Here is a 25323-nt window from a genome sequence, read left to right as displayed (position 1 = left end):
CAGCCTCTGGAGTTCCTTCATGATCAGTTCCCTCCGCGGGGTCGTTTCACACGTGGGCCTCAATTCGGCAGTCATCGATGTCCATGGACTCGGGATGCTCGTCCAGGCCACGCCCCAGACCCTCGCCACCCTGCGCACGGGAAGTGAAGCGTCCGTCCACACGGCCATGATTGTCCGCGAGGACTCCATGACCCTTTACGGCTTCTCCGACGCCGACCAGCGCGAGGTATTTGAAATCCTCCTCGGCGTCAGTGGTGTCGGGCCGCGGATCGCGCTGGCCGTCCTGGCCGTGCACACCCCCGAAGCCATCCGCGTGGCCGCCTCCACCGGAGACGACAAGGCCTTCAGCAAGGTCTCCGGCATAGGCCCCAAGGGTGCCCGGCGCATCGTCCTGGAACTGGCGGACAAGCTGGTGCCGCACGGAACAACGGAAAACCCTGCCGCCCCGCGCTGGCAGGAGCAGGTGCTGGCAGCCATGACCGGGCTGGGCTGGTCCGAAAAGGATGCCACGACGGCCATCGAGGACACCGCTGCCGAACACCCCGACGTCGCCGCAACCGGCAACGTGGGCGAGATCCTGAAGCTGACCCTGCGACGCCTGGGCACCGACGGCGCCCGCGCATCCTCACGCCGGAAGGCCGGCTGACATGTCCGCTGAATCACTGGTCGCCCCGGGCCCGGACCCGGACGACAAAGCCATAGAAGCCGCCCTGCGGCCCAAGAACCTGGATGACTTCGTGGGGCAGAAACGCGTCCGCGAACAGCTGTCCCTGGTCCTGGAAGCGTCCCGGCTGCGCGGCCGCAGCGCAGACCATGTGCTGCTTTCCGGTCCGCCCGGCCTTGGCAAGACCACCCTCTCGATGATCATCGCCGCGGAAATGAACGCGCCGCTGCGGATCAGCTCCGGACCGGCCATCCAGCACGCCGGCGACCTGGCCGCCATCCTGTCCTCCCTGACCGAGGGCGAGGTGCTGTTCCTGGACGAAATCCACCGGATGTCCCGGCCGGCCGAGGAAATGCTCTACATGGCCATGGAAGATTTCCGGGTAGACATTGTGGTGGGAAAGGGAGCCGGCGCCACGGCCATTCCCCTGGAGCTGCCGCCCTTCACCCTGGTGGGTGCCACTACCCGTGCCGGCCTGCTGCCGGGCCCGCTCCGGGACCGTTTCGGCTTCACCGGGCACCTGGAGTTCTATTCCACGGACGAGCTGGAACTGGTGCTGCGCCGCTCAGCCATGCTGATGGATATGAAGGTCAACTCGGCCGGGTTCGCCGAGGTGGCCGGCCGCTCCCGCGGCACGCCCCGTATTGCCAACCGGCTGCTGCGGCGGGTCCGCGACTGGGCCCTGGTCCACGGCATCGAACAGATTGACGCCCGTTCGGCCGGCGCGGCCCTGGATATGTACGAAGTGGATGTGCTTGGCCTGGACCGGCTGGACCGGGCAGTGCTGACCGCCCTGATCACCAAATTCAACGGCGGCCCGGTGGGCCTGTCCACCCTGGCCATCGCCGTCGGTGAGGAACCGGAAACGGTTGAAACAGTGGCTGAGCCTTACTTGGTCCGCGAGGGGCTGCTGGGCCGGACCCCGCGGGGCCGGATTGCCACCCGCGCGGCCTGGGAGCACCTGGGGCTGCAAATGCCCGAACACGTGGCCGCGGCCATGCCCGCGAACATGTTCTCCGGACCCGGCACGGCCACCGCGGCCGGAGCCGGTGACTGGACGCCTCTGGAAACTTAACAGGTTCCTTCCACGTTTTCCCCTTAGACTGGCCCTACGGCACGGTCCCGGCGCGATGCCCGGAAATGCCTGAACCTTCCCCAACAGAAATGGAACTCCCCACGTGAATCCCACTGATCTCCTTCTTCCCCTGCTCCTGGTGGTCTTCGTGATCATGATGTTCCGCAAGCAGAAGAAGACGACGCAGTCGGTGGCCCAGCAGCGCTCCCAGATGGTTCCGGGCACCGAGGTCATGACCCAGTTCGGGCTTTTCGGCCGGATCGTTTCCGTGGACCAGGAAGAGAACAAGGCCGTCCTGGAGCTTTCCCCGGGCAACACGGCTACCGTCCACCTGCAGGCGCTGACCAAGGTAGTCACTGTCCCGGCCGCTGAGGAAGACGCGGAAACAGAAGGCACCGTTGTTCCCGACGACGCTTCTTCGCTGACCCTCGGCAAGGACCCCCACGGCAGCACGGACGCCACTGTCGCCCGCGACGCAGCCGCCCCGCAGGACGAGACTCCCGAAGAAACACTCAAGCGCCTGAACCGCGACGAGAAAAAAGAGAACTAGACTCTCCACGAGCCAAGCGGGGCATTGCGGTCCCGCTTGCCTCACCGGAGCCCGAACGGTTCCGGTGATCTTCGCCCTTAAGGAATATTCCCTATGCCCCGTACCGGCCCCGGCTCGGCCGCCAAAAAGACGCTCATCTGGTTGGGCGTCATTTTTGCGGCCCTTGCCCTTCTGCTTGGCGGAGGCTCCATGTGGAGCAACGCCAGCTGGACCCCGAAGCTTGCCCTCGACCTTGAGGGCGGCACCCAGATGATCCTGGCACCCGAGGTGCAGGGCGGTGACAATGAAATCACTGCCGAGCAGCTGGACCAGGCCGTGGAGATCATCCGCCAGCGCGTGGACGGCAGCGGCGTCTCCGAAGCGGAGATCAGCACGCAGTCCAACCGCAACGTCGTGGTCTCGCTGCCGGGTGTCCCGGATGCCGAAACCCGCGAACTCATCCAGGCCTCAGCCCAGATGGAGTTCCGCCCGGTCCTGGCCGGCGGCGGGGGACAGGGAGCAGCGGTCACCGACCCGACTCCCGCTGAGCAGCTGCCGACGCCGTCAGCCGAGCCGACGGACAAGTCGGACACCAACTGGATTACCCCGGAACTGCAGACCGAGTTCGAAACCACCGACTGCTTGAACCCGGACACCATCGCCAACGCGGAGCAGGCGCCGGCGGACCAGCCCATGGTCGCGTGCGAACCCGGCACGGCCGGAAAGTACATCCTGGGTCCGGTGGAAGTTCCCGGTGCGGATATCTCCACCGCCAGCTTCGGAATGGCACAGAGCAGCAACGGTGTTTCCACCGGGCAGTGGGCCGTCAACATCGACTTCAACGATGAGGGCACTGACGCGTTCCGTGGAGTCACCGAGCGGCTGATCACCTTCAAGGGCGATCCGCGGAACCAGTTCGCGATTGTCCTGGACGGACAGATCATCTCTGCACCCACGGTTAACAACGTGATCACCGACGGCAACGCACAGATCACCGGCACCTTCACCCAGGAGAGCGCGAAGGCGCTGTCCGAGCAGCTGAAGTACGGTGCCCTGCCGATCAGCTTCGACATCCAGAGCGAACAGCAGGTGTCCGCCACCCTCGGTGCCGACCAGCTGCGGATGGGCATTATCGCCGGCCTGATCGGCCTCATCCTGGTGGCCGTCTACTCGCTCTTCCAGTACCGCGCACTGGGCTTCGTCACTATCGCGTCCCTGGTGGTTGCCGGTGTGCTGACCTACCTGGCCATCGCCATCCTGGGCTGGAGCCAGAACTACCGGCTGTCGCTGGCCGGTGTGGCGGGCCTAATTGTCGCCATCGGCCAGACAGCGGACTCGTTCATCGTCTACTTTGAACGCATCCGCGACGAACTGCGCGACGGACGCGGACTGGTCTCCGCTGTGGACACCGGCTGGAAGCGGGCCAAGCGCACCGTACTGGCCTCCAAGGCAGTGAACATCCTGGCCGCCGTCGTGCTCTACTTCGTTGCCGTTGGCAACGTGCGCGGCTTCGCGTTCACCCTCGGACTGACCGCCGTCGCCGACCTGATCGTGGTCTTTATGTTCACGCACCCGACCATGGTGTTGCTGGCCCGCACCAAGTTCTTCGGTGAAGGACACCGGTTCTCCGGTCTGGATGCCAGCAGGCTGGGCGCGGTGCCGCTGTACCGCGGTGCCGGCCGGATGCGCGAGCCCGGCGATGCCCCGGCCCTGCGCGGCAAGAACAAGGCCGCTGCCAAGGAAGCCGAGCGCCGGATGACAATTGCCGAGCGCCGGCTTGCCGAAAAGCACGACTCCATGGCCGGCAGCGGCCGCAGCTCCGAGAAGGACGGCGAGTAATGAGCAAGCTCCCCAGTTTCGCCGCATTCGGCAATGACCTCTACACCGGAAAGCGGTCCTACAACTTCGTTGGCAAAGCGAAGCTGTGGTTCCTGATCGCGGGGGTTGCCGTAGTCATTTCCATCCTCATCCCGGTGGCCAAGGGTGGCTTCAACCTCGGTATCGAGTTCCGCGGCGGTTCCGAGTTCACGGTCTCCAACGTGGCCAACACCGATGTCGGCCGCGGTGAGGAAGCCGTAGCCGAGGTGGCCGGCACCGCAGACCCGAAGGTCACCAACATTGCCCCGGGCACCATGCGGATCCAGACGGAGAAGCTCAGCGACGACCAGACCATCCAGGTCAAGGAGTCACTGGCCGATACCTACGGCGTGAGCCAGGACGAGGTCACCTCCACGTTCATCGGTCCTACGTGGGGCAGCGACGTCAGCCGGCAGGCATTGGTGGGCCTGATCGTGTTCGTGGCGCTGGCCGCGGTGCTGATGGCTCTGTACTTCCGGACCTGGAAGATGTCGCTGGCTGCCGTCACCGGACTGCTGGTAGTCATGGTGGTGACCGCCGGTGTGTACGCGCTGAGCGGTTTCGAGGTGACGCCGTCTGCCATCATCGGGTTCCTGACCGTGCTCAGCTATTCGCTGTATGACACCGTGGTGGTCTTCGACAAGGTCCGCGAAAACACCAAGGACCTGGATAAGCGCACCAAGCGGACCTTCGCCGAGGAAGTGAACCTGGCCGTCAACCAGACCCTGGTCCGGTCCATCAACACTTCCGTGGTGGCAGTGCTTCCGGTGGCCTCCATCCTGTTCATTGGTGCCCTGCTGCTGGGTGCAGGCACCCTGAAGGACCTGTCCCTGGCATTGTTTGTCGGGATCATCCTGGGCACCATCGCCACCATCTTCATCGCAGCGCCCATGTACGCATGGCTGCGCCGCAACGAGGCCGGGATCCGCAAGCAGGCCAAACGCGTCGAAGAACGCCGCGCCGGCAAGACGCCGGCCGTCGCCGACGCCTAGTACCTCCGGGAGTCCGGTCCCGCACCGGAACTGCTCACGGATAAACCCCACGGTTCCGTACTCCCTGCCGGGAGTGCGGAACCTGCGGTTTAAGCGGTGCGGGCAGGCTTAGACTGGTTGACAGGGCACTTGTACTGAATTTTTCGAAGAAAGGTCGGCAGTGGGCAACAGCGCAACACCTGCCAATGGGGCAGGGAACAGCCGCGCCGCCGGGATCGATCCGGGGCCCGAGGCCGCCGCGGCTCCTGACGCCGCGGCGCCGGACACGGCTGTTCCCACCCCGGCTGACTCCGTGCAGGCTCCGGCCCGTGCAGCCGTGGCTCCCGTAGCGGCTCCCGCTCCTGCAGCCGCCGCGGCCAAGCCCGGCGCCGGACGGACACCCCCAACAGGCCGCCGCGGCTCCACGCGCGCCCGGCTTGCCCGCCTCGCCGGACGCGGCAACCCCGGGTATTCACCCATGCTCGAACCGCTGCTGCGCACCGTCCGGGTGAACAACCCCAAGGAAGACCTGGACCTGATCCAGCGGGCCTACGTGGTGGCCGAACGCAGCCACGAAGGGCAGAAGCGCAAGAGCGGCGATCCCTACATCACGCACCCTGTGGCCGTGGCCACCATCCTCGCCGAGCTCGGGATGACCGGAACCACGCTGGCGGCGGCCCTGCTGCACGACACCGTGGAAGACACCAGCTACACGCTGGAGGAGCTGCGCCGTGAGTTCGGCCCGGAAGTGGCCATGCTCGTGGACGGCGTCACCAAGCTGGACAAGGTCACCTTCGGTGACGCAGCCCAGTCCGAGACGGTCCGCAAAATGGTCGTCGCCATGGCCAAGGACATCCGCGTGCTGGTCATCAAGCTCGCGGATCGGCTGCACAACGCGCGGACCTGGCGGTTTGTCTCGCCGGAGTCCTCCGCCAAGAAAGCCCGCGAAACCCTGGAGATCTTCGCACCGCTGGCGCACCGCCTCGGCATGAACACCATCAAGTGGGAGCTGGAAGACCTTTCCTTCGCCGCACTGCACCCGAAGGTCTACGACGAAATTGTGCGGATGGTGGGGGACCGGACGCCCGAGCGTGAAAAGTACCTGGGCACCGTCCGCTCCCAGATTGCCGATGACCTCCATGCGGTGAAGATCAAGGCGACCATCACCGGCCGGCCCAAGCACTACTACTCCATCTACCAGAAGATGATCGTGCGGGGGAAAGACTTCGACGACATCCATGACCTGATGGGTGTACGGGTCCTGGTCGACTCCGTACGGGACTGCTATGCGACGCTAGGCGCCCTGCACGCCCGGTGGAATCCTTTGCCGGGACGGTTCAAGGACTACATCGCGATGCCGAAGTTCAACATGTACCAGTCGCTGCACACCACGGTGATCGGTCCCGGCGGCAAACCGGTGGAGATCCAGATCCGCACCCATGACATGCACCGCCGGGCCGAGTACGGCGTGGCTGCGCACTGGAAGTACAAAGACGGCAGCAAGTCGCCCGAAACCGCCGATGACATGGGCTGGCTCCGCAGTCTGGTGGACTGGCAGCAGGAAACTTCGGATCCGGATGAGTTCCTGGACTCGCTGCGGTTCGAGATCAATGCCCGCGAAGTGTTTGTCTTCACCCCCAAGGGCGAGGTCATGGCCCTGCCGGCCGGGTCGACGCCGGTTGACTTTGCGTACGCGGTGCACACCGAGGTGGGGCACCGGACCATCGGTGCCCGCGTCAACGGCAAACTCGTTCCGCTGAACAGCGAGCTGCAGCACGGTGACTGGGTGGAGATCTTCACCTCCAAGGCCGAAGGCGCCGGTCCCAGCCAGGACTGGCAGGGCTTCGTGAAGAGCCCGCGGGCCCGGAACAAGATCCGCCAGTGGTTCACCAAGGAACGCCGCGAAGAAGCCATTGAAAAGGGCAAGGACCTGCTGACGCGCGGAATGCGCAAGCAGAACCTTCCGCTGCAGCGGCTGATGACCCACGACGCGCTGGTGGCAGTGGCCGAGGAGCTGCACCATCAGGACATCTCGGCACTCTATGCGGCCGTGGGCGACGGGCACACCTCGGCGCAGAACGTCATTGAGCACCTGGTCGGCCTGATGGGCGGCCATGAAGGTGCCGAGGAGGATCTGGCCGAAACCCCGGTGGCCACGGCCGCCCGGCGCCCGAAGTTCACCGACTCCGGTGTCACCGTGCGCGGCACCGGCGACGTGTGGGTGAAGCTCGCGCGCTGCTGCACCCCCGTGCCGCCGGATCCGATCATCGGGTTTGTCACCCGGGGCTCCGGGGTGTCCGTGCACCGCAGCGACTGCCGCAACGTGCAGGAACTGCGGGCCACACCGGACCGCATTGTGCCGGTGGAATGGGCGCCCACTCAGTCCAGCGTCTTCCTGGTGGAAATCCAGGTGGAGGCCCTGGACCGCAAGAGCCTGCTGTCCGACGTCACCCGGGTGCTGTCGGAAAACCACGTGAACATCCTCTCCGCCAGCGTCAACACCTCCAGCGACCGCGTGGCCATGTCGAAGTTCGTCTTCGAGATGGGGGACCCGAAGTACCTCAGCCACATCCTCAGCGCCGTACGCAAGATCGACGGCGTCTTCGATGTGTACCGGACCACAGGGTCCCAGCGGCGGGTATAGCACCGGCCCCCGGGCACGCACTAGGCCGAGGCGGCCGCCAGCTTTTCCAGGGCGGCCGCCTTGCCCGGGACGCGTGACCCGGCTTCCATGGCGCGGCGCACCAGATCGAGCCGGCAGCCCAGGCCGGGATGCGCGGCGAGCCGCTGCAGCGCGGGCACGGCCTCCTGTCCCTGGACATGGAGTGCGACGTCGACGGCGGTCCGCAGCGGCGAGGTCACCGACACCGTTCCCACGTCCACCCGGTCGGCCGGCCCCAGGAGCACTTCGTGGAGGACCGCCGTGCTGAACGGCGGCAACGCTCCGGTCCGCCGTCTCCTGTCAGCCAGGATGTCCAGCCGCAGCGGGCGCGGTGCGCAGCCGTAGATCCAGGCCGCAGTGAGCCAGCCCAGCGACACCCGCTGCCGCAGGCCCGCGGGCAGTTCCCGGGATGCAGCCAAGGCGCGGACCACCGGGTCCGGTTGGACGTCCCAGCGCACGAAGGTCCCCGCGTAGACGTGCCTGAGCAACCCGTCCATCGCCATGGCCTGCAGCTCCTCGTGCCGGAAGGCGTCCCCGGCGGTGAACAGGGCTCCGCCGGTGGAAGTGATCCGGGGGAGGGCTCCCGGATAGGGAAACAAGGGCGCAGGCGCAGGCATGGACACCAGCGTGGCTGCTGCCGGGGCAACGCAAAAGCCCCGCCGGCACGTTGTGGATAACGTGCCGGCGGGGCTTTAGCTGCGCGGGAAGGCCCGCGCGGGCGTATTGTGCCTAGGCGAACCGTGTGCCTAGGCGAAGTCCTGTGCGGACTTCTGCAGCATGGCCAGCCACTGCTGGCGTGCCTCCAGGGCTTCCCGGGCATCGGCGATCTTCTTGGCGTTTCCTGCCTTCTCGGCGTCGGCCAGGTCCTGCTCAAGGGACGCGATGGTCGCTTCGAGCTGGGACAGGGCCGAAGTCGTGCGGGCCTTCGTTTCCGGATTGCTGCGCTGCCAGTGCTCGTCTTCGGCCGCCTTGACGGCTTCCTCGACCTTGCGGATGCCGGCTTCCATCCGGCCCATGTCCGCACGCGGAACCTTGCCGGCATCTTCCCAACGTTCCCGGATGGACTGCAGCGCCTTCCGGGCAGCGGTGAGGTTGGTCACGGGCAAAAGGGCCTGGGCTTCCTTGAGGAGCTCTTCCTTGACCACCAGGTTGGCGGCGAATTCCTCGTCAATGACCTCGTTGGCTGCCTGGCGTGCGGCGAAGAACTTGTCCTGGGCTGCGCGGAAGCGGGCCCACAGGGCGTCGTCATCCTTGCGGCTGGCCCGCTTGGAAGCCTTCCACTCGTCCATCAGCTGCCGGTATTCGGCGGCCGTGTTGCCCCAGTCAGTGGACGTGGACAGCTCTTCGGCGCGGGCAATCAGGGCTTCCTTGGCGGCCTTCGCGGAGGAATTCTCATTATCCAGCTGGGAGAAGTAGGCGCGGCGGTGGCGGTCAAAAACCGTCCGGGCGGACCGGAACCGCTTCCACAGCGAGTCCTCGGTGCTGCGGCCCAGCCGGGGGCCGTTCTTCTGGGCGCTCTTCCACGCGTCGAAGAGCTCATTCATCCGGTTGCTGCTGGTTTTCCACTGGATGCTGGCCGGGTCCTTGGCGGCAATCTCTTCGGCTTCAGCAACAATGGCCTCGCGGGCGGCCAGCTCACGGGCCTTGGCTGCTTCGGCTTCGGCGCGCTCGGCAGCCTCGGCGTCCTTCAGTGCAGCTTCCAGCGACTCGATGCGGGCGTCCAGTGCCTTGACGTCGCCCACCATCTTGCGCTCGGCAACCTGCTCGGCAAGGTGCTTGAGGGTCTTGTGGATGTCGGCGGCCGGGGCCTTGACCTGCACCCGCTGTTCCAGGAGCAGCAGCTGGCTGGCGACGTCGTCGTACTTGCGCACGAAGTACGCCAGCGCCTCTTCCTTGGACGCGTCCGGGAACTGCCCGACGGCGGTTTCCTCACCGTCCACAATCAGGAAGACGTGGCCGTCCTCCTCCACCCGGGCAAAGCGGGCCGCCTCCTCCAGCGGGGTGGAGTGGGCTGCGGGCACGGCAACAACCGGGGCAGCCGCGGCGTCACGGGGGCCTACGGCTGCGGGGGAGGGCCGGCGCGATGCGAGGGCCGCGGGGCTGGGAGCGGCAGGACGGGACGTGTCCGGGGTGTCCTGGCCTGCTGTTTCGTCGGATTTCTGACTGTCTGTCACCGCTAAAAGTCTTTCACTCGATGGATGGCAGTGTGCGAAGCCCGCGCCGCCACTTAGTTCAGGGTGAACGAGTTAATCGTCACCGGGTCATTCGGAGTGCCATCGCTTGCCCCGGAGGCAACTCCGCGGGAAGCAATGGACTCCAGTACGTCAAGACCTGACGTTACCTTACCCATTATCGTGTAACCGCCGCTGGCCTGGGTAATGGTCGAATCCTTGTAAACGATGAAGAACTGTGTGCCGTTGCTGGTTACGCTGTCTCCGCGGGCCACCGCAATGCTTCCGGCGGGGTAGAAACCGTCGGCGGGCGTGTTCTCCACCGGACCCCACAGGAAGTCCTGGTCCGCTGCGCCGTCGCCGTTCGGTGAACCGCACTGCAGTACGCCCATCTCGGGCAGGGTGGTCAGGCGGTGGCAGCTCTTGCCGTTCAACCATCCGTTGTCGGCCAGGGTCTTGAAGACCGCGGAGGCCTGCGGGGCCGCATTGCCGTCCAGTTCCACGCCTACGTCGCCCTGCCCCAGGGAAAGGGTGCCGGTGAACGTCTTGCCGGCCGCCAGGGACGGATCCGGGACCTCCAGGCCAACGCCCGCCTGCTCCTTGAGCAGGGCCAGCTCATCCGCAGTGGGGTTGGAGCTGAACCAGGCGATCTGCAGGGCAACGGCCAGTGCCAGCACCACCAGTGCAGCTGCTCCGGCAAATAGGTTGTCCCGCTTCCGCCGGCGGGCACGGGCGGCGGCAAAGGCACGCCGGGCCTCCATGCGGGCCACGCGGCGCCTGTTCTCGCGGCTGGTGCTGTTTGCTGCCACCGCTGCCTCCTCTGCTGCTGTATTGGCCCTGGGCGGGCCCGCGGGTTACCGGACGCGGCCGGCCCGCGGGTGCGGAACGCGGCGGTGTCCAGGAAAAGCTAAAATGAGTGCCGCACATAGTTTATGCACGTCAGCACCCGCATTCCTGCTTCCTCAAGGGGCGCCGGTGTCTTCTTTCCACCCACCGAAGGAGTTTGCCCCCATGGCACGCAAGGCCTCACTGTCCGGTTTCCCTGAATGGCTACCGCAGGAGCGCCTGGTTGAACTCCATGTCCTGGACGTGCTGCGCCGCTCCTTCGAGCTGCACGGCTTCTCCAACATTGAGACCCGTGCGGTGGAAACCGTGGGGCAGCTGCTGCGCAAGGGCGAAATCGACAAGGAAGTCTACGCACTGAGCCGGCTGCAGGCCGAAGAGGGGGAGGCCGCCGGCAAAGAGGATCCCAACTCCCTGGCCCTGCACTTTGACCTGACCGTGCCGTTTGCCCGCTACGTAGTGGAAAACGCCGGCCACCTTTCCTTCCCGTTCCGCCGCTACCAGATCCAGAAGGTCTGGCGCGGAGAACGGCCGCAGGAAGGCCGTGCCCGGGAGTTCACCCAGGCGGACATCGACGTGGTGGGCGACGGCGCCCTTCCGTTCCGGTACGACGTCGAGCTGGCGCTGGTGATTGCCGAAGCCCTGGGCGCCCTGCCGATCCCGGAATTCCAGATCCGGGTGAACAACCGCAAGCTGGCCGAAGGCTTCTACCGCGGCATCGGGCTGGAAGATACGGCCGGGGTGCTGCGCAGCATCGACAAGCTGGAGAAGATCGGCGCCGCGCGGGTTGCTGAACTGCTGCAGGAAGAACTCGGGGCCACTGCCGAGCAGGCCGCTGCTGCCCTGAAGCTGGCCTCCATCCGGTCCGGGGACACCTCCTTTGTGGAGCAGGTCCGCGCCCTGGGCGTCACCAATGACCTGCTGGAGGAAGGCTTGGGCGAGCTGGCAGAGGTCATCAGCGAAGCTTCCCGGCGGGCACCCGGCCGGGTCCTGGCGGACCTGAGCATTGCCCGCGGACTGGACTACTACACCGGCACCGTTTACGAAACGGTGCTGGTGGGCCACGAAGCGCTGGGATCCATCTGCTCCGGCGGCCGGTACGACGCATTGGCCAGCAAGGGCAGCCGGACCTTCCCCGGCGTCGGGCTCTCCATTGGCGTTACCCGCCTGGTGATGCGCATCCTCAGCCAGGAGTTCGCGCAGGCCTCCCGCAGCGTGCCCACCGCCGTGCTGATGACCCTGGCCACCGACGATTCCTGGTCCGCTGCCCAGGACACGGCATCGCAGCTGCGCAGCCGCGGAATCTCCGTGGAGGTGGCACCCAAGGCGGAGAAGTTCGGCAAGCAGATCAAGTATGCGGACCGCCGCGGCATCCCCTTCGTATGGTTCACCGCCGAGGACGGCACGCACGAAGTGAAGGACATACGCTCGGGCGAGCAGGTGCCGGCCGATCCGGAACTGTGGACGCCGCCGGCCGAGGACCTCGTCGTTACGGTTGCCCCGGCTCAGGGATAACAGCCGGAAGGGCAGGCGGCCGTTCGCGGTAGGCGATGGCCGCCTGCACCCGGGAAGACACCCCGAGCTTGGCCAGGACCCGGGATGTTTCGTCCGGACGGGTTTAGCTGACGCTTCCGGTGGAGCCTAGGCTTAACGGATGCCTATTAGCTCCGCACTTTTCCCCACGCCGCCCTGCGCGGAACTTCACCTGCACATTGAGGGCACGCTTGAGCCGGAACTGATTTTTGAACTGGCCGGCCGCAACGGCATTGAGCTGCCGTACGCCTCCCTGGACGAGTTGCGTGCACGTTACCGGTTCACGGACCTGCAGTCCTTCCTGGACCTCTACTACGCCAACATGGACGTGCTGCGCACCGAGGCCGACTTCACGGACATGACCCGGGCGTATCTGCGCCGGGCGGCCGCCGCGGGGGTGCGTCACGTGGAGATGATGATGGATCCGCAGGCTCACCTGGTCCGCGGTGTTCCGCTGGAAACCTCCGTGGGGGGCGTATGCGCTGCGCTGGCCGGCAGCGAGGAGGAGTTTGGCATCTCCGCCGTCCTGATCGCCGCGTTCCTCCGTGACCGTCCTGCCGCCGAGGCGCTGGAGGTCCTCGAGGAGCTCCTCGCCATGGATGCGCCCATCATCGGTATCGGCCTGGACTCCGCAGAGGTGGGGAACCCGCCGGAAGCTTTTATCGACCTGTACCGCCGTGCCCGCGAAGCCGGTCTGCGGACGGTGGCCCATGCGGGAGAAGAGGGCCCCTCGCATTACATCGAGCAGGCGCTGGACCTATTGCTGGTGGACCGGATCGACCACGGCATCCGGTGCCTGGACGACCCGGTGCTGGTGGAACGCCTGGTGCATGAAAAGATCCCGCTGACCGTCTGCCCGCTGTCCAATGTCCGGTTGAACGCCGTCGACAGCCTCGCGGCCCACCCGTTGCCGCAAATGCTCGAGCACGGACTGAACATCTCCGTGAACTCCGATGACCCCGCCTACTTCGGCGGCTACGCGGACGATAATTTCCGCACCGTGCAGGAAGCCTTCGGGCTGAGCCGTGCCCAAATGACCCTGCTGGCCGCCAATTCCATTGAGGCGTCCTTCGCTTCTCCCCAGCGCCGGGCGGAGCTTCTGCTGGAAGTACGTCGCTGGGAGGCCGCCGGTTAAAGTGTCGGGTGCGGCTTGGTGGACCGGGGCCGGCGGAAGCTGAGCCGCACCACCAGGCCCGCCACCAGGATCATGAGGGTCAGGCTGATGTACAGCGGCGGCAGTGCCAGGGCCAGCAGCAGGGCTCCTACCGTTCCGGCCAGGTTCAGTGCCCGGGGGGCGTACCGTGTGCGGTCCTTCAACGAGAACGCACACACCGTGCTGATCGCAGCGTAGAAGAGCAGCGCGAAGGATGCCATGCCGATCAGCGCATCCAGGTCGGCAAACAGGACGAGCAGGATCACGATTCCGCCTGCTGCGGCCACGGCAACCCACGGGGTACGTCCGGAGCCGGCCCGGCCGGGCCAGGTGCGGGAGAACACGGACGGCAGGTCCCGGTCCGCAGCCATGGCCGCAGCCGTGCGGCCGGCCGAGTCCAGCAGGGACCACAGACCGCCCAGGGCTGCGGCGGACACGGCCAGGACCACGGCTCCCGTCCCCACGTTCGCACCGACGCTCTGCATCGGATCCAGCAGGGGAGCGGGCTCCGCAGACAGTGCCGCGGCACCGTAGTACGCCAGCATCGACTGCCCCATCAGCAGGTACAGGACAAACGACACGGCAATGGCTGCCGGAACCGCTATGGGCAGATTGCGTGAGGGATTGCGCACACCGGCACCCATGGTCGCCAGCCGGGTATAGCCGGAGAAAAGAAAGAACAGCAGGCCGGCCCCCTGCAGCACGCCTGACGCCGTCGGCTCGATATCCGCGCCCACCCGCACCGGCTGGTTTGGTGCCTCGTTGTAGAGCACCACCACCGTGAAGGCCAGGATGCTGAAGACAAACGCCAGGATGAACCGGGTAGCCCACGGCCCCCGGTTCACGCCCAGCAGGTTGACCGCCGCCATCACCGCAACCGCGCCCACCGCTCCTGCCGCGGGATGGTCCGGAAACACGTAGGTCCCGAACGCCGCGGCCAACACGGCGGAGGACAGCAGCAGCCCCCACACCAGCGTCCAGCCGGACAGGAAGCCGCTGTAGGGACCCAGGAGGATCCGGGCGGCGGTACGGGCCGTCGCGTCCCCGCCCTGGTCCTCCGGAAGCCGGCGGGTTACCGCGCGGCTGAGCTGGAAGGTGGACAGGGCGCACAGGATGGCCACGACCGCGGATATGCCAAGGGCCGCCGCGAGGGCGGGGCCCGCTGCTGCGGCCGCCGGGGCGAAGGCTACGAATGCACCCGCACCAACAATGGATCCAATGCCGGCAGTAGTGGCATCAAAGCCGCCAAGGGGAACGCGCGGCTGGGTAATGCCGGACAAATGACCTTCCAATCGGTAGGGACTTGGCAGGGTGGGGGTCGGTTCACCGGTAAACTCTCAAGAAGACCGTGTATTCACAATGAGCGGAAACAGTGGTTTCCGCAAGTTTCTCGAAAGGACAGCTGTGCTGCGCACTCATGCCCTTGGTTCCCTGAGGGCCGAGCATATTGGACAGACCGTTACTCTCGCAGGCTGGGTCGCCCGACGGCGCGACCACGGCGGCGTTGCCTTCCTCGACCTCCGCGACGCCTCAGGCGTGGCGCAGGTAGTGGTGCGTGAAGAGGATGTCTTCCACGGCCTGCGCAATGAGTACGTCCTGCAGATCACCGGCACCGTCCAGAAGCGGCCCGAAGGCAACGAGAACCCGGCGCTGGCCACCGGCGAGATCGAGGTCATTGCGGACAAGACCGTCATCCTGAACACCTCGGACCCGCTGCCGTTCCAGATTGACGAGCACGTGGAGGTAGGCGAGGAAGCCCGCCTGCGTCACCGCTACCTGGACCTGCGCCGTCCGGCACCGGCTGCGGCCATGCGCCTGCGCTCCGAAGCGAACCGTGTGGCCCGCGAGCTGCTGCACGACGAAGGCTTCGTGGAAATTGAAACTCCCACGCTGACCCGTTCCACCCCGGAAGGCGCCCGCGACTTCGTGGTCCCGGCACGTCTTGCCCCGGGCTCCTGGTACGCGCTGCCGCAGTCCCCGCAGCTGTTCAAGCAGCTGCTGCAGGTTGGCGGATTCGAGAAGTACTACCAGATTGCCCGCTGCTACCGTGATGAGGACTTCCGCGCGGACCGCCAGCCGGAGTTCACGCAGCTGGACATCGAGGCCAGCTTCGTTGAGGAAGACGACATCATTGCCCTCGGCGAGCAGATCGTGAAGTCGCTGTGGAAGCTGATCGGCGTCGAGATCACCACCCCCATCCCGCGCATGACCTACGCGGACGCCATGGCCCGCTACGGCTCCGACAAGCCGGACCTGCGTTTCGGCCTGGAGCTCACCGAACTCACCGAGTTCTTCAAGGACACCACCTTCCGCGTCTTCCAGGCCCCGTACGTCGGCGCCGTGGTGATGCCGGGCGGCGCCTCCCAGGCCCGCCGCACCCTTGATGCCTGGCAGGAATGGGCCAAGCAGCGCGGCGCGAAGGGCCTCGCCTACGTCCTGATCCAGGAAGACGGCACCCTGACCGGTCCCGTGGCCAAGAATCTGACCGACTTCGAGCGGGAGAACCTCGCCGACAAGGTCGGCGCCAAGCCCGGCGACTGCATCTTCTTCGGTGCCGGCGAAAAGAGCGAGGCCCGTGCCCTGCTCGGCGCGGCCCGCGTGGAGATCGGCCACCGCACCGGCCTGATCGACCCGAAGGACTGGGCCTTCGTCTGGGTTGTGGACGCCCCCATGTTCGAGCCGGCCTCCGCAGCTGTCGCCGCCGGCGACGTTGCAGTGGGCGGCGGCGCCTGGACGGCCGTGCACCACGCCTTCACCTCGCCCAAGCCTGAGTTCATGGACACCTTCGACACCGATCCCGAGTCGGCCCTGGCCTACGCCTACGACATTGTGTGCAACGGCAACGAAATCGGCGGCGGTTCCATCCGTATCCACCAGCGCGACGTGCAGGAACGCGTCTTCAAGGTGATGGGCCTGAGCCAGGAAGAGGCACAGGAGAAGTTCGGCTTCCTGCTGGAGGGCTTCAAGTACGGCGCCCCGCCGCACGGCGGCATCGCCTTCGGCTGGGACCGCGTGGTGGCCCTGCTGGCCGGCACCGACTCCATCCGCGACGTGATCGCCTTCCCGAAGTCCGGCGGCGGCTACGATCCGCTGACCGCGGCCCCGGCGCCGATCACACCGCAGCAGCGCAAGGAGGCCGGCGTCGACTTCAAGCCCGAGGCCAAGAAGGACCCCGAGGCCAAGAAGGACAAGGAAGCACCCGTGAAGGACGCCTAACTTCGCACCGCACTGACGGTACCCGGTCGCAGCGCGCGGCCGGGTACCGTGCTTTAACCCGGCAGACATATCCAGCCCCGCTGGACACTCCGGCACCGGCACCCGATAGTGTTTGGGCATGAGAGATCGCTGGTTCAAGCAAGTGGACGTCTTCGGCACCAAGCCCTATCTGGGCAACCCCGTGGCGGTGGTGCTGGACGCGGACGGCCTGTCCGACACCGCGATGGCTTCCTTCGCCCGGTGGACGAACCTCTCCGAGACCACGTTCGTGCTGCCGCCCACACAGGACGGCGCCGACTACCGGGTCCGCATCTTCACGCCCGGGGGAGAGATCCCCTTCGCAGGCCACCCCACGCTGGGCACGTGCCACGCCTGGCTCGAAGCCGGCAACATTCCGCACTATCCCGGCGTCGTCATTCAGGAATGCGGAGTAGGCCTGGTGACGCTGCACGCCTCGGCGGGAATGGCCGCCTTCGGCGCTCCGCCGCTGATCCGCTCGGGCGAGCTGGAGGACGCCGTGCTGCAGCAGACGGTGGACGCTCTCGGCATCACCCGGGAGCAGGTATCCGCCTCGAACTGGATAGACAACGGCCCGGGCTGGCTGGGGCTGCTCCTGAAGGATGCGGAAACCGTCCTGTCCCTGACGCCGGATCCTGCGGCGCTTGGGTCCCTGGCAGTGGGCGTGATCGGTCCGCAGCCCGACGGCGGCGACACGGACTACGAAGTCCGCGCCTTCGCCCCCGGCCACGGCGTCTTGGAAGATCCCGTCACCGGGAGCCTCAACGCAGGCTTGGCCCAGTGGCTGATCGGCTCGGGCCTTGCGCCGGAACGCTACACAGTCACTCAGGGCACGGTGCTGGAACGGTCGGGACTGGTGCGGATCTTTACCCGGGACCGCAGGATCTGGGTGGGCGGGGAAACTGCCACCTGCATTGACGGCACGGTAAAGCTGTAGCCATCGCCGTGTTTACGCTGGCATCCCTGCCCCGCGCCGTCGTCGGAGCCCCGATGGCGGGCGGGCCGTCCACGCCCGCGCTGGCTGCCGCCGTCAGCAACGCCGGCGGGCTGGGATTCCTGGCGGCCGGCTACAAGGACGCCGGGGCTGTGGCCGCGGAAATCGCCCGGGTGAGGCAGCTGACCCCACGTCCGTTCGGCGTGAACCTTTTTGTGCCGGACCAGGCCAATACCGGCGGCACGGGCACCTCCGGCCGGGTCGCTGCCGCCCTGGCCTACCGGGAGCAGCTGGCCCGGGAGTATCCGCAGTATCCACCGGACCTGCTGCCGCTGCCGGATCCGGCGGACGATGACGGCTGGGACGCCAAGCTCGAACTGGTCCACCGGCTGCAGGTGCCGGTGGTGTCGTTCACTTTCGGCCTGCCCGGCCAAGACGTTATGGCCGCACTGACGGCGGCCGGCAGCGCCGTGGCCGTTACCGTCACCACGGTTGAAGAAGCCGCACTGGCTGTTTCCGCCGGTGCCCGGATGCTGTGCCTGCAGGGCCCGGAGGCGGGCGGGCACCGGGGGACCTTCAATGCGGCGGGGGAGCCGCCGGCGCAGCCGCTGGCCGAACTCGTGCGTGCCGTGCGCGCCGCCGCGGGCCCCGGCGTCGAACTTATTGCCGCTGGTGGAATCGGCGCCGCTGCGGATGCGCAGGCCCTGCGCGGGGCGGGGGCCGACGCCGTGCAGATCGGCACCGCGCTGCTCCTGAGCCCGGAAGCCGGAACCAGTCCCGTGCACCGGGCCGCCCTGCAGGATCCGCAGTTCAACACCACAGCACTGACCCGTGCCTTCTCCGGCCGGACCGCCCGGGGACTGGCCAACAGGTTCATGGCCGAACATCCGGACGCGCCGGCCGCCTATCCGCTGGTCAACCAGGTGACGAAAACACTCCGCGCCAAGGCAGCAGCAGCAGGGGATCCGCACGGGATGAGTCTCTGGGCGGGAACCGGCTGGCGTTCGGCTGTGCCCCAACCTGCTGCTGAGACGGTGGAACGGATCAGTGCAGGTTGGCCGCCGCGCCCGGCTGGGGCAGGATAATCCGCACCAGCACGGAGGACGCGTCCCGGGCCGCCTGCGCCAGCACGGCAGCCTTCGGGTCAGGCACATCCAGCGGGCGAAGCCGGGGCAGGGCGGACCAGCACGAAAACTCCCGCCGTGCGGCCACCTGTTCGGCGAGCATCCGGTCGCCGCCCAAAACCAGGTACTCCGGAGCCGCCGCCGTGAATACTGCCGCCGCCTGCTCCGCGGCCAGGGCCGTAAGGGCATCGGCTGCATTGGCGCGGCGGCTGTTGGGGGAACCGGTCTTCGACGCCAACAGCCGGCCTTCGCGCGCTGCCCCGACGGCGTACCCGCCGCGCCGGACCAGCACCAGGCCCACGGTCCGGGCCTGCCCGGCGAGGGAGGCGAGGCGTTCGACGTCGTCCGCGCCCCGCCCGGGACGGCCGTCCGCCGGCCACGGCGCGAGCAGTTCCGCCTGCGCCCCGGACTCGGCACGCAGCAGCAGCCCGTCATCGCCGGGCTGTACCGCGAGCGTGCCCTGCGCCGCCTCGAACCTTTCCACCCAACCCGGCAGGCGCTCGGCGGAAACAAAGGTGGTGCGCGGGCCGGGCATGGCGGAGCCTGCTTTCAAGCCGAAGGGGTGGACCAGCTCAGGTTACGGCACGAGTAGCCTTGAAGCGTGAATGCTTTGTCGGGGAATGATTTGTTCAGTGCGGGCGGCGACGACGACGACGATGACTACGCCGACGGCTCCGCCGCACGGGTAAGGCCGCGCAGCCCGCTGGCCGTACGGATGCGGCCGCGGACCGTGGACGAGGTGGTGGGCCAGCAGCACCTGCTCGGTCCCGGCTCGCCGCTGCGTACCCTGGCGCAGTCCGCTGACGAGCACAACCCGGCCGGACCGTCCTCGGTGATGCTCTGGGGTCCTCCCGGAACCGGCAAAACCACGCTGGCGCACGTGGTGGCCCGCGGCGCCGGACGCAAGTTCGTGGAGCTCTCGGCCATCACCGCCGGGGTCAAGGACGTCCGCCGCGTCATGGAGCAGGCGCTGACGGACCGTGACCTGCACGGCGTCACCACCATCCTCTTCCTGGATGAGATCCACCGCTTCAACAAGGCCCAGCAGGACGCGCTGCTGCCCGGGGTCGAAAACCGCTGGGTGGTCCTGATGGCAGCCACCACGGAGAACCCCTCCTTCTCCGTGGTGTCCCCGCTGCTTTCCCGGTCCCTGCTCCTGACCCTGAAGTCGCTGACCGAAGCCGACATTGCAGCCCTGCTCCAGCGGGCGGTGGAGGATGAGCGCGGGCTGGCCGGGCGGGTAACCCTGAGCGAAGAGGCACTGGAGCACCTGGTCCGGCTCGCTGCCGGTGACGCCCGGCGCGGGTTGACCGCGCTGGAGGCCGCAGCCGGCGTCGCATACTCCGAGAAGGCCGACGGCGACGAGGTTCCGGAAGTGACGCTGAAGCACGCCGAGGAAGCCCTTGACGTAGCGGCGCTGCGGTACGACCGCGCGGGGGACCAGCACTACGACATCACCAGTGCCTTCATCAAGTCGCTGCGCGGATCCGACGTCGATGCAGCCCTGCACTATCTGGCCCGCATGCTGGAGTCGGGGGAGGACCCGCGGTTCATTTCCCGCCGCCTGATTATTTCCGCCTCCGAGGACGTGGGCATGGCCGATCCGACGGCACTGCAGACCGCTGTTGCCGCCGCGCAGGCCGTGCAGCTGATCGGAATGCCTGAAGGCCGGATCATCCTGGCCGAGGCGGTGGTCCACATTGCCACCGCGCCCAAGTCCAACGCCGCGTACAACGGCATCAACTCCGCCATTGCCGATGTCCGGGCCGGACGCGGGCAGGGCGTGCCCGCTCACCTGCGCGACGCCCACTATCCCGGTGCCAAGCAGCTGGGCCACGGCAAGGGCTACATCTACTCCCACGATTCACCGCACGGCGTGGCCCGCCAGCAGTATGCTCCGGACGACCTGGTGGGGCGGAACTACTACGAGCCCACCGGGAACGGAGTGGAACGGGACATTTCGGCACGGCTGGACCGGCTGCGCGGAATCATCCGCGGCGAGAAGTCCTGATCCGGACTGCCCAATGCGCAAGTGTGCGCGGGCGCACGCGCTGCCGTGTTAGCATTGATGGTTGACTGGCAAGCCCAGGTACTGGTTTCCGCTTCCCCGTATTGAAAAGTATGGACGGCAGTGGTGTGTCCGGAGCCCGGGTCTGTAGCAGACGGCAGCGGTTGGCCGGAGCTCTCCCTCATGGAGGCCAGCATATTTCGCAGCAGTCACAGCAGGGATTTATTTCTGCCGTGGCCAAACCGCCAAACAGTGAAAGGTGAACGTGGCTAACAACACACGTGCACGCCGGCAGGCACGCGCATCGCGCGCCCTCGGCATTGCTTTGACCCCCAAGGCAGCTAAATACTTCGAGCGTCGGCCTTACCCCCCGGGTGAGCACGGCCGCGCCCGTCGCAAGCAGGACAGCGACTACGCCGTACGTCTGCGCGAAAAGCAGCGTCTGCGTGCTCAGTACGGCATCCGCGAAGCACAGATGACCCGTGTCTTCGAAGAAGCCCGCCGCACCGCCGGCCTGACCGGTGAAAACCTGATCGAACTGCTCGAAATGCGTCTCGACGCACTCGTGCTGCGTGCCGGCTTCGCCCGCACGATCGCCCAGGCCCGCCAGCTGGTTGTGCACCGCCACATCCTGGTTGACGGTGCCCGCGTGGATCGCCCGTCCTTCCGTGTTTCCGAAGGCCAGCTCATCCACGTGCACCAGCGCAGCGAGACCATGACGCCGTTCCAGGTTGCCGCAGCCGGCGCCCACCGCGACGTCCTGCCCGCCGTCCCGGGTTACCTTGATGTTTCCCTGGACAAGCTGCAGGCACGCCTCGTGCGTCGCCCCAAGCGTTCCGAAATCCCCGTGACCTGCGAAGAGCAGCTCGTGGTGGAATACTACGCACGCTAAATAACGGGATTACCCCGTTTACAGTCCAGCCCGCGGCCCCGTGCCGCGGGCTGTTCCGTTATCCGGGCACCCCCGCTTTCGTGGCGCAGGCGGCAAAAGTAAGTGCCTCAGCGCTGCAGTAGGTAAGGTACATATGGCAGAACCGGCGACGGTTGTGCCAGCCACTATGATTTTCTGCGCTAAAGGAGTCCCATGTCGGGTGGAGATATTGCCGGTCTGATAGCGGCCGGTGTGTTTGCGGTGCTGGTTGCACTGCTGGCCGTTCCCGTCTGGAAACTGGGGAAGGTTTTCGACGAGATGCGTTCGGCCATCCGGACCCTCAGCGACGAGACCACGCCGTTGATTGACGAGGTGACCACCACTGTGTCCACCACCAACCTGCAGCTGCAGAAGGTGGACGGAATTTCCTCGAACGTCTCCGACGCATCAGCGAACCTGTCCGCCCTGTCTTCGCTGGTCGCAGCCACCGTCGGTTCACCGCTGATCAAGGTCTCGGCCTTCACCTACGGCGTCCGCTCCGCCCTGGCATCCCGCCGCAGCGGACAGGCCGGCGAAGCGGTGCAGGGAACCCGCCGCGGCCGGCGCAGCCGCTAGTACCGCAGCCGTAACCAACCCCAAAGCACAGGAGCCAGTCATGATTAAGCGCGTATTTTGGATGTCAATCGGTGTCGCGATCGGCGTCATCGCCGTCCGCCGGGCCAACGAAGCCAAGTCCAGCCTCAAGCAGGCCGGCATCAACCGCGCTGTCGACTCCGCGGCAGGAGCGGTCCAGAGCTTTGCCGAGGCCCTCCGCGAGGGCATGAGCCAGCGCGAGGGCGACCTGCGCGCAGCACTGGGACTGGACAACACGGATAACGCCGCCGAGGCCATGAGGTCGGCCCGCCGCTAAGGCTGCCGCCAAGGCACCGAGGCACAGCACCACCGCATGCACCTGTTCCTGCATGCTGAAACCGAATTACCGGAAGGGTAAAGAAGCACCATGAAGTCCCACGAGATTGCTCGCCGCTGGCTGGACTACTTCAGCGATAAGGGCCATACGGTGGTGCCCTCGGCGTCACTCGTCTCCAACGATCCCTCGCTGCTGTTCACAGTGGCCGGCATGGTGCCGTTTATCCCTTACCTGACCGCACGCGAGAAGGCCCCGTACAGCCGGGCCACCAGCGTGCAGAAGTGCATCCGCACCGCGGACATTGAGGAAGTGGGCAAGACCGCCCGGCACGGCACTTTCTTCCAGATGGCCGGCAACTTCTCCTTCGGTGACTACTTCAAGGAAGAAGCCATCACCTACGCGTGGGAGCTGCTGACGTCCGACGTCGAGAAGGGCGGCTTCGGCCTGGATCCCGAACGCCTCTGGGTCACGGTCTATGAAGACGGCGACGAGCGCGACGACGAGGCCCGTGCCATCTGGCGCGACAAGATCGGCATCCCCAATGAGCGGATCGTCGGCACCGGCAAGGCGGACAACTACTGGAACACCGGCCAGGCCGGACCCGGCGGCCCCTGCTCCGAAATCTATTACGACCGCGGACCGGCGTACGGGCAGGAAGGCGGCCCCGCCGTCGACGAGACCCGCTACATCGAGATCTGGAACCTGGTGTTCATGCAGTACCAGCTCTCCGCCGTGCGCTCCAAGACCGACTTCGACGTTGCCGGCGAACTGCCGCAGAAGAACATCGACACCGGCCTCGGCCTCGAGCGCCTCGCCATGATCCTGCAGGGCGTGGAGAACATGTACGAGACGGACCAGGTCCGCCCCGTCCTGGACAAGGCCGCCGAGCTCTCGGGCAAGGCCTACACCAGCGCGGAGGACGCCTCCGACCCGCACCACACCGACGACGTGCGCATGCGGGTGGTGGCCGACCACATCCGTTCGGCCCTGATGCTGATCTCCGACGGCGTGAGCCCCTCCAACGAAGGCCGCGGCTACGTGCTGCGCCGCCTGATCCGCCGGGCCGTGCGCGCCATGCGCCTGCTCGGCGTCGAAACGGCCGTGCTGCCGGAACTGCTGCCGGTATCCCGGGACGCCATGAAGGGCACCTACCCCGAGGTTGAGGCCGATTTCGCCCGCATCAGCCGAATTGCCTACGCCGAGGAAAAGGCGTTCCTGCGCACCATTGCCTCCGGCACCGAGCGACTGGAAGAAGCCGTCAAGGTCTCCAAGGCCGCCGGCACCCCGCTGTCCGGCGAGGAAGCCTTCGCGCTGCATGACACCTACGGTTTCCCCATCGACCTCACTCTGGAAATGGCTGAGGAAGCGGGCCTGAAGGTGGACGAAGCAGGCTTCCGTTCGCTGATGTCCGAACAGCGCAAGCGTGCCCAGGCTGACGCCCGCGGCAAGAAGCACGGCCACGCGGACCTCTCGGTCTTCAACGAGCTCCTCGCTGCAGGCAACACGGTCTTCACCGGCTATGACGAGCTGAGCACCGAATCCAAGGTACGCGGCATCATTTCCGGCGGCTCCCGGGTGGACTTCGCCCCGCAGGGCTCGGAAATCTCCCTGGTCCTGGATGAGACCCCGTTCTACGCCGAGGCAGGCGGCCAGGCGGCCGATACCGGCCTGATCACCGGTGACGGCTTCGTCCTGGAAGTGTCGGACGTCCAGCGTCCGGTCAAGGGCCTGAGCGTGCACAAGGCGATCGTCCGTGAAGGCGAAATTGCCGCCGGCGCCAACGTGCTGGCCGCCGTCGACGCCCAGCGCCGCCACGAAGCCGAGCAGGCGCACTCCGGCACGCACATTGTGCACGCCGCCCTGCACCAGATCCTCGGCCCGGAAGCCCTGCAGCGCGGTTCCTTCAACAAGGCCGGCTACCTGCGGTTCGACTTCTCCTGGGGCGAGGGACTTTCCGACGCTGCCAAGTCCGAGATCGAAGAGGTGTCCAACCTCGCGATCCGCAGCAACTACCAGGTCGAGACCAAAATCATGTCCCTGGCCGACGCCAAGGCACTGGGCGCCACCGCGCTGTTCGGCGAAGCCTACGGCGACACGGTGCGCGTGGTGGAAATGAACGGCGACTGGTCCCGCGAACTCTGCGGCGGCACGCACGTGGCCTCCACCTCCCGGATCGGCAGCCTCACCCTGCTGGGCGAGCAGTCCGTAGGCTCGGGCAACCGCCGGGTGGAAGCGTTTGTCGGCATGGACGCTTTCCGCCACCTGGCCGCCGAGCGCGCGCTGGTCAACGAACTGTCCGAAATGCTGAAGGTCCCCTCCGTGCAGCTGCCGGACCGCCTGGCCGCCACTTTGGCCAAGCTGAAGGCGACGGAAAAGGAACTGGAGAAGCTGCGCCGCGAGCAGCTGGCCGCCTCCGCAGCGGCGCTCGTGGGCACCGCAGTGGACGTTGACGGCGTCCGCCTGCTGGCCCACAACGCCGGCGAAGTCGGCGGCGCCGATGACCTGCGCACCCTTGCGCTGGACCTGCGCTCCCGGCTGGGCAGCGAACCCGCTGCCGTGGCCGTGGCCGGCGTTTCCAACAACCGTCCCGTAGTGATCGTTGCCACCAATGAAGGCGCCCGCAGCGCCGGGGTCAAGGCCGGAGCACTCGTGAAGGTTGCGGCCGGCGTCCTCGGCGGTGGCGGCGGCGGTAAGGACGACGTCGCCCAGGGCGGCGGCTCCGACGCCGGCAAGATCGCGGATGCCCTCACGGCTATCCGCGGAGCCGTGGCCGGACGGGGCTAA

At 66.9% G+C, this 25323-nt stretch carries 21 protein-coding genes; 16 read left to right on the top strand and 5 right to left on the bottom strand.

The features are described from left to right. Positions 1-19: 19 nt before the first annotated feature. From ruvA to QNN98_RS09675, 6 genes are all read left to right on the top strand, one after another. Positions 20-646, top strand: a complete 627-nt coding sequence (gene ruvA / locus QNN98_RS09700) for a Holliday junction branch migration protein RuvA (protein WP_283996919.1) — start codon at positions 20-22, stop codon at positions 644-646. A 1-nt stretch (position 647) separates the two neighbouring features. Continuing rightward, positions 648-1739, top strand: a complete 1092-nt coding sequence (gene ruvB, locus QNN98_RS09695) for a Holliday junction branch migration DNA helicase RuvB (protein WP_227911508.1) — start codon at positions 648-650, stop codon at positions 1737-1739. Positions 1740-1842: 103 nt separating this feature from the next. Continuing rightward, positions 1843-2289: a preprotein translocase subunit YajC gene (locus QNN98_RS09690; RefSeq protein ID WP_227911507.1), complete on the top strand. Its 447-nt coding sequence runs from the start codon at positions 1843-1845 to the stop codon at positions 2287-2289. Positions 2290-2382: 93 nt separating this feature from the next. After that, positions 2383-4107 (top strand): protein translocase subunit SecD, encoded by a 1725-nt coding sequence (secD, locus tag QNN98_RS09685; protein ID WP_227911506.1) that lies wholly within the window; start codon positions 2383-2385, stop codon positions 4105-4107. Further along, on the top strand, positions 4107-5117 hold the full coding sequence (gene secF, locus QNN98_RS09680) for a protein translocase subunit SecF (RefSeq protein WP_227911505.1): 1011 nt from the start codon (positions 4107-4109) through the stop codon (positions 5115-5117). Before secD ends, secF begins: the two co-directional genes overlap by 1 nt. 160 nt (positions 5118-5277) lie before the next feature. Then, entirely contained in the window at positions 5278-7740 is a 2463-nt protein-coding gene (locus QNN98_RS09675; protein ID WP_502864676.1) for a RelA/SpoT family protein, read from the top strand. 20 nt (positions 7741-7760) lie between these two features. On the opposite strand, the gene QNN98_RS09670 is transcribed toward QNN98_RS09675, so the two are convergent. From QNN98_RS09670 to QNN98_RS09660, 3 genes are all read right to left on the bottom strand, one after another. Next, complete coding sequence (locus QNN98_RS09670; protein ID WP_227926214.1) at positions 7761-8375, bottom strand: type IV toxin-antitoxin system AbiEi family antitoxin; 615 nt, start codon at positions 8373-8375, stop codon at positions 7761-7763. Between the two features lie 129 nt (positions 8376-8504). Further along, a complete protein-coding gene (locus QNN98_RS09665) occupies positions 8505-9932 on the bottom strand; it encodes a DUF349 domain-containing protein (RefSeq protein ID WP_283996918.1) in 1428 nt (475 codons plus the stop codon). A gap of 53 nt (positions 9933-9985) precedes the next feature. After that, positions 9986-10738 (bottom strand): peptidylprolyl isomerase, encoded by a 753-nt coding sequence (locus QNN98_RS09660; RefSeq protein ID WP_229959009.1) that lies wholly within the window; start codon positions 10736-10738, stop codon positions 9986-9988. A gap of 202 nt (positions 10739-10940) precedes the next feature. Between QNN98_RS09660 and hisS the strand changes: the two genes are divergently transcribed. Beyond that, a complete protein-coding gene (hisS, locus tag QNN98_RS09655) occupies positions 10941-12287 on the top strand; it encodes a histidine--tRNA ligase (RefSeq protein ID WP_283996917.1) in 1347 nt (448 codons plus the stop codon). Between the two features lie 139 nt (positions 12288-12426). Beyond that, on the top strand, positions 12427-13440 hold the full coding sequence (locus QNN98_RS09650; protein WP_283996916.1) for an adenosine deaminase: 1014 nt from the start codon (positions 12427-12429) through the stop codon (positions 13438-13440). Here the strand turns inward: QNN98_RS09650 and QNN98_RS09645 are convergent. Beyond that, positions 13437-14738 carry an APC family permease gene (locus QNN98_RS09645; RefSeq protein ID WP_283996915.1) on the bottom strand — a complete coding sequence of 434 codons (1302 nt, stop codon included), beginning with the start codon at positions 14736-14738 and terminating at the stop codon, positions 13437-13439. The two genes, QNN98_RS09650 and QNN98_RS09645, sit on opposite strands and share 4 nt — an antisense overlap. 124 nt (positions 14739-14862) lie before the next feature. Here QNN98_RS09645 and aspS point away from each other — a divergent pair, with 124 nt between their 5' ends. From aspS to QNN98_RS09630, 3 genes are all read left to right on the top strand, one after another. Then, entirely contained in the window at positions 14863-16674 is a 1812-nt protein-coding gene (gene aspS, locus QNN98_RS09640) for an aspartate--tRNA ligase (RefSeq protein WP_227911498.1), read from the top strand. A gap of 118 nt (positions 16675-16792) precedes the next feature. Beyond that, positions 16793-17629: a PhzF family phenazine biosynthesis protein gene (locus QNN98_RS09635; protein WP_227911497.1), complete on the top strand. Its 837-nt coding sequence runs from the start codon at positions 16793-16795 to the stop codon at positions 17627-17629. Between the two features lie 8 nt (positions 17630-17637). Continuing rightward, positions 17638-18711, top strand: coding sequence for a nitronate monooxygenase (locus tag QNN98_RS09630; RefSeq protein WP_283996914.1), 1074 nt, complete (start codon positions 17638-17640; stop codon positions 18709-18711). Here QNN98_RS09630 and QNN98_RS09625 read toward each other — a convergent pair. Further along, a complete protein-coding gene (locus QNN98_RS09625) occupies positions 18671-19303 on the bottom strand; it encodes a Vms1/Ankzf1 family peptidyl-tRNA hydrolase (RefSeq protein ID WP_349643216.1) in 633 nt (210 codons plus the stop codon). The two genes, QNN98_RS09630 and QNN98_RS09625, sit on opposite strands and share 41 nt — an antisense overlap. 48 nt (positions 19304-19351) lie before the next feature. Here QNN98_RS09625 and QNN98_RS09620 point away from each other — a divergent pair, with 48 nt between their 5' ends. From QNN98_RS09620 to alaS, 5 genes are all read left to right on the top strand, one after another. After that, a complete protein-coding gene (locus QNN98_RS09620) occupies positions 19352-20761 on the top strand; it encodes a replication-associated recombination protein A (RefSeq protein WP_283996913.1) in 1410 nt (469 codons plus the stop codon). Between the two features lie 262 nt (positions 20762-21023). After that, the gene (rpsD, locus tag QNN98_RS09615; protein ID WP_227911493.1) at positions 21024-21650 is read left to right on the top strand and encodes a 30S ribosomal protein S4; all 627 of its coding nucleotides are present in this window, start codon (positions 21024-21026) and stop codon (positions 21648-21650) included. A 192-nt stretch (positions 21651-21842) separates the two neighbouring features. Continuing rightward, the gene (locus QNN98_RS09610) at positions 21843-22244 is read left to right on the top strand and encodes a DUF948 domain-containing protein (RefSeq protein ID WP_227911492.1); all 402 of its coding nucleotides are present in this window, start codon (positions 21843-21845) and stop codon (positions 22242-22244) included. Between the two features lie 40 nt (positions 22245-22284). After that, positions 22285-22539, top strand: a complete 255-nt coding sequence (locus QNN98_RS09605) for a hypothetical protein (protein WP_231700628.1) — start codon at positions 22285-22287, stop codon at positions 22537-22539. Between the two features lie 90 nt (positions 22540-22629). Then, entirely contained in the window at positions 22630-25323 is a 2694-nt protein-coding gene (gene alaS, locus QNN98_RS09600) for an alanine--tRNA ligase (RefSeq protein ID WP_227911491.1), read from the top strand.

The sequence above is a fragment of the Arthrobacter sp. zg-Y1143 genome (genome assembly GCF_030125565.1).
Taxonomy (GTDB): domain Bacteria; phylum Actinomycetota; class Actinomycetes; order Actinomycetales; family Micrococcaceae; genus Arthrobacter_B.
Note: the sequence above shows the minus strand (reverse complement) of the source record. Positions and strands in the feature narration are given on the sequence as shown.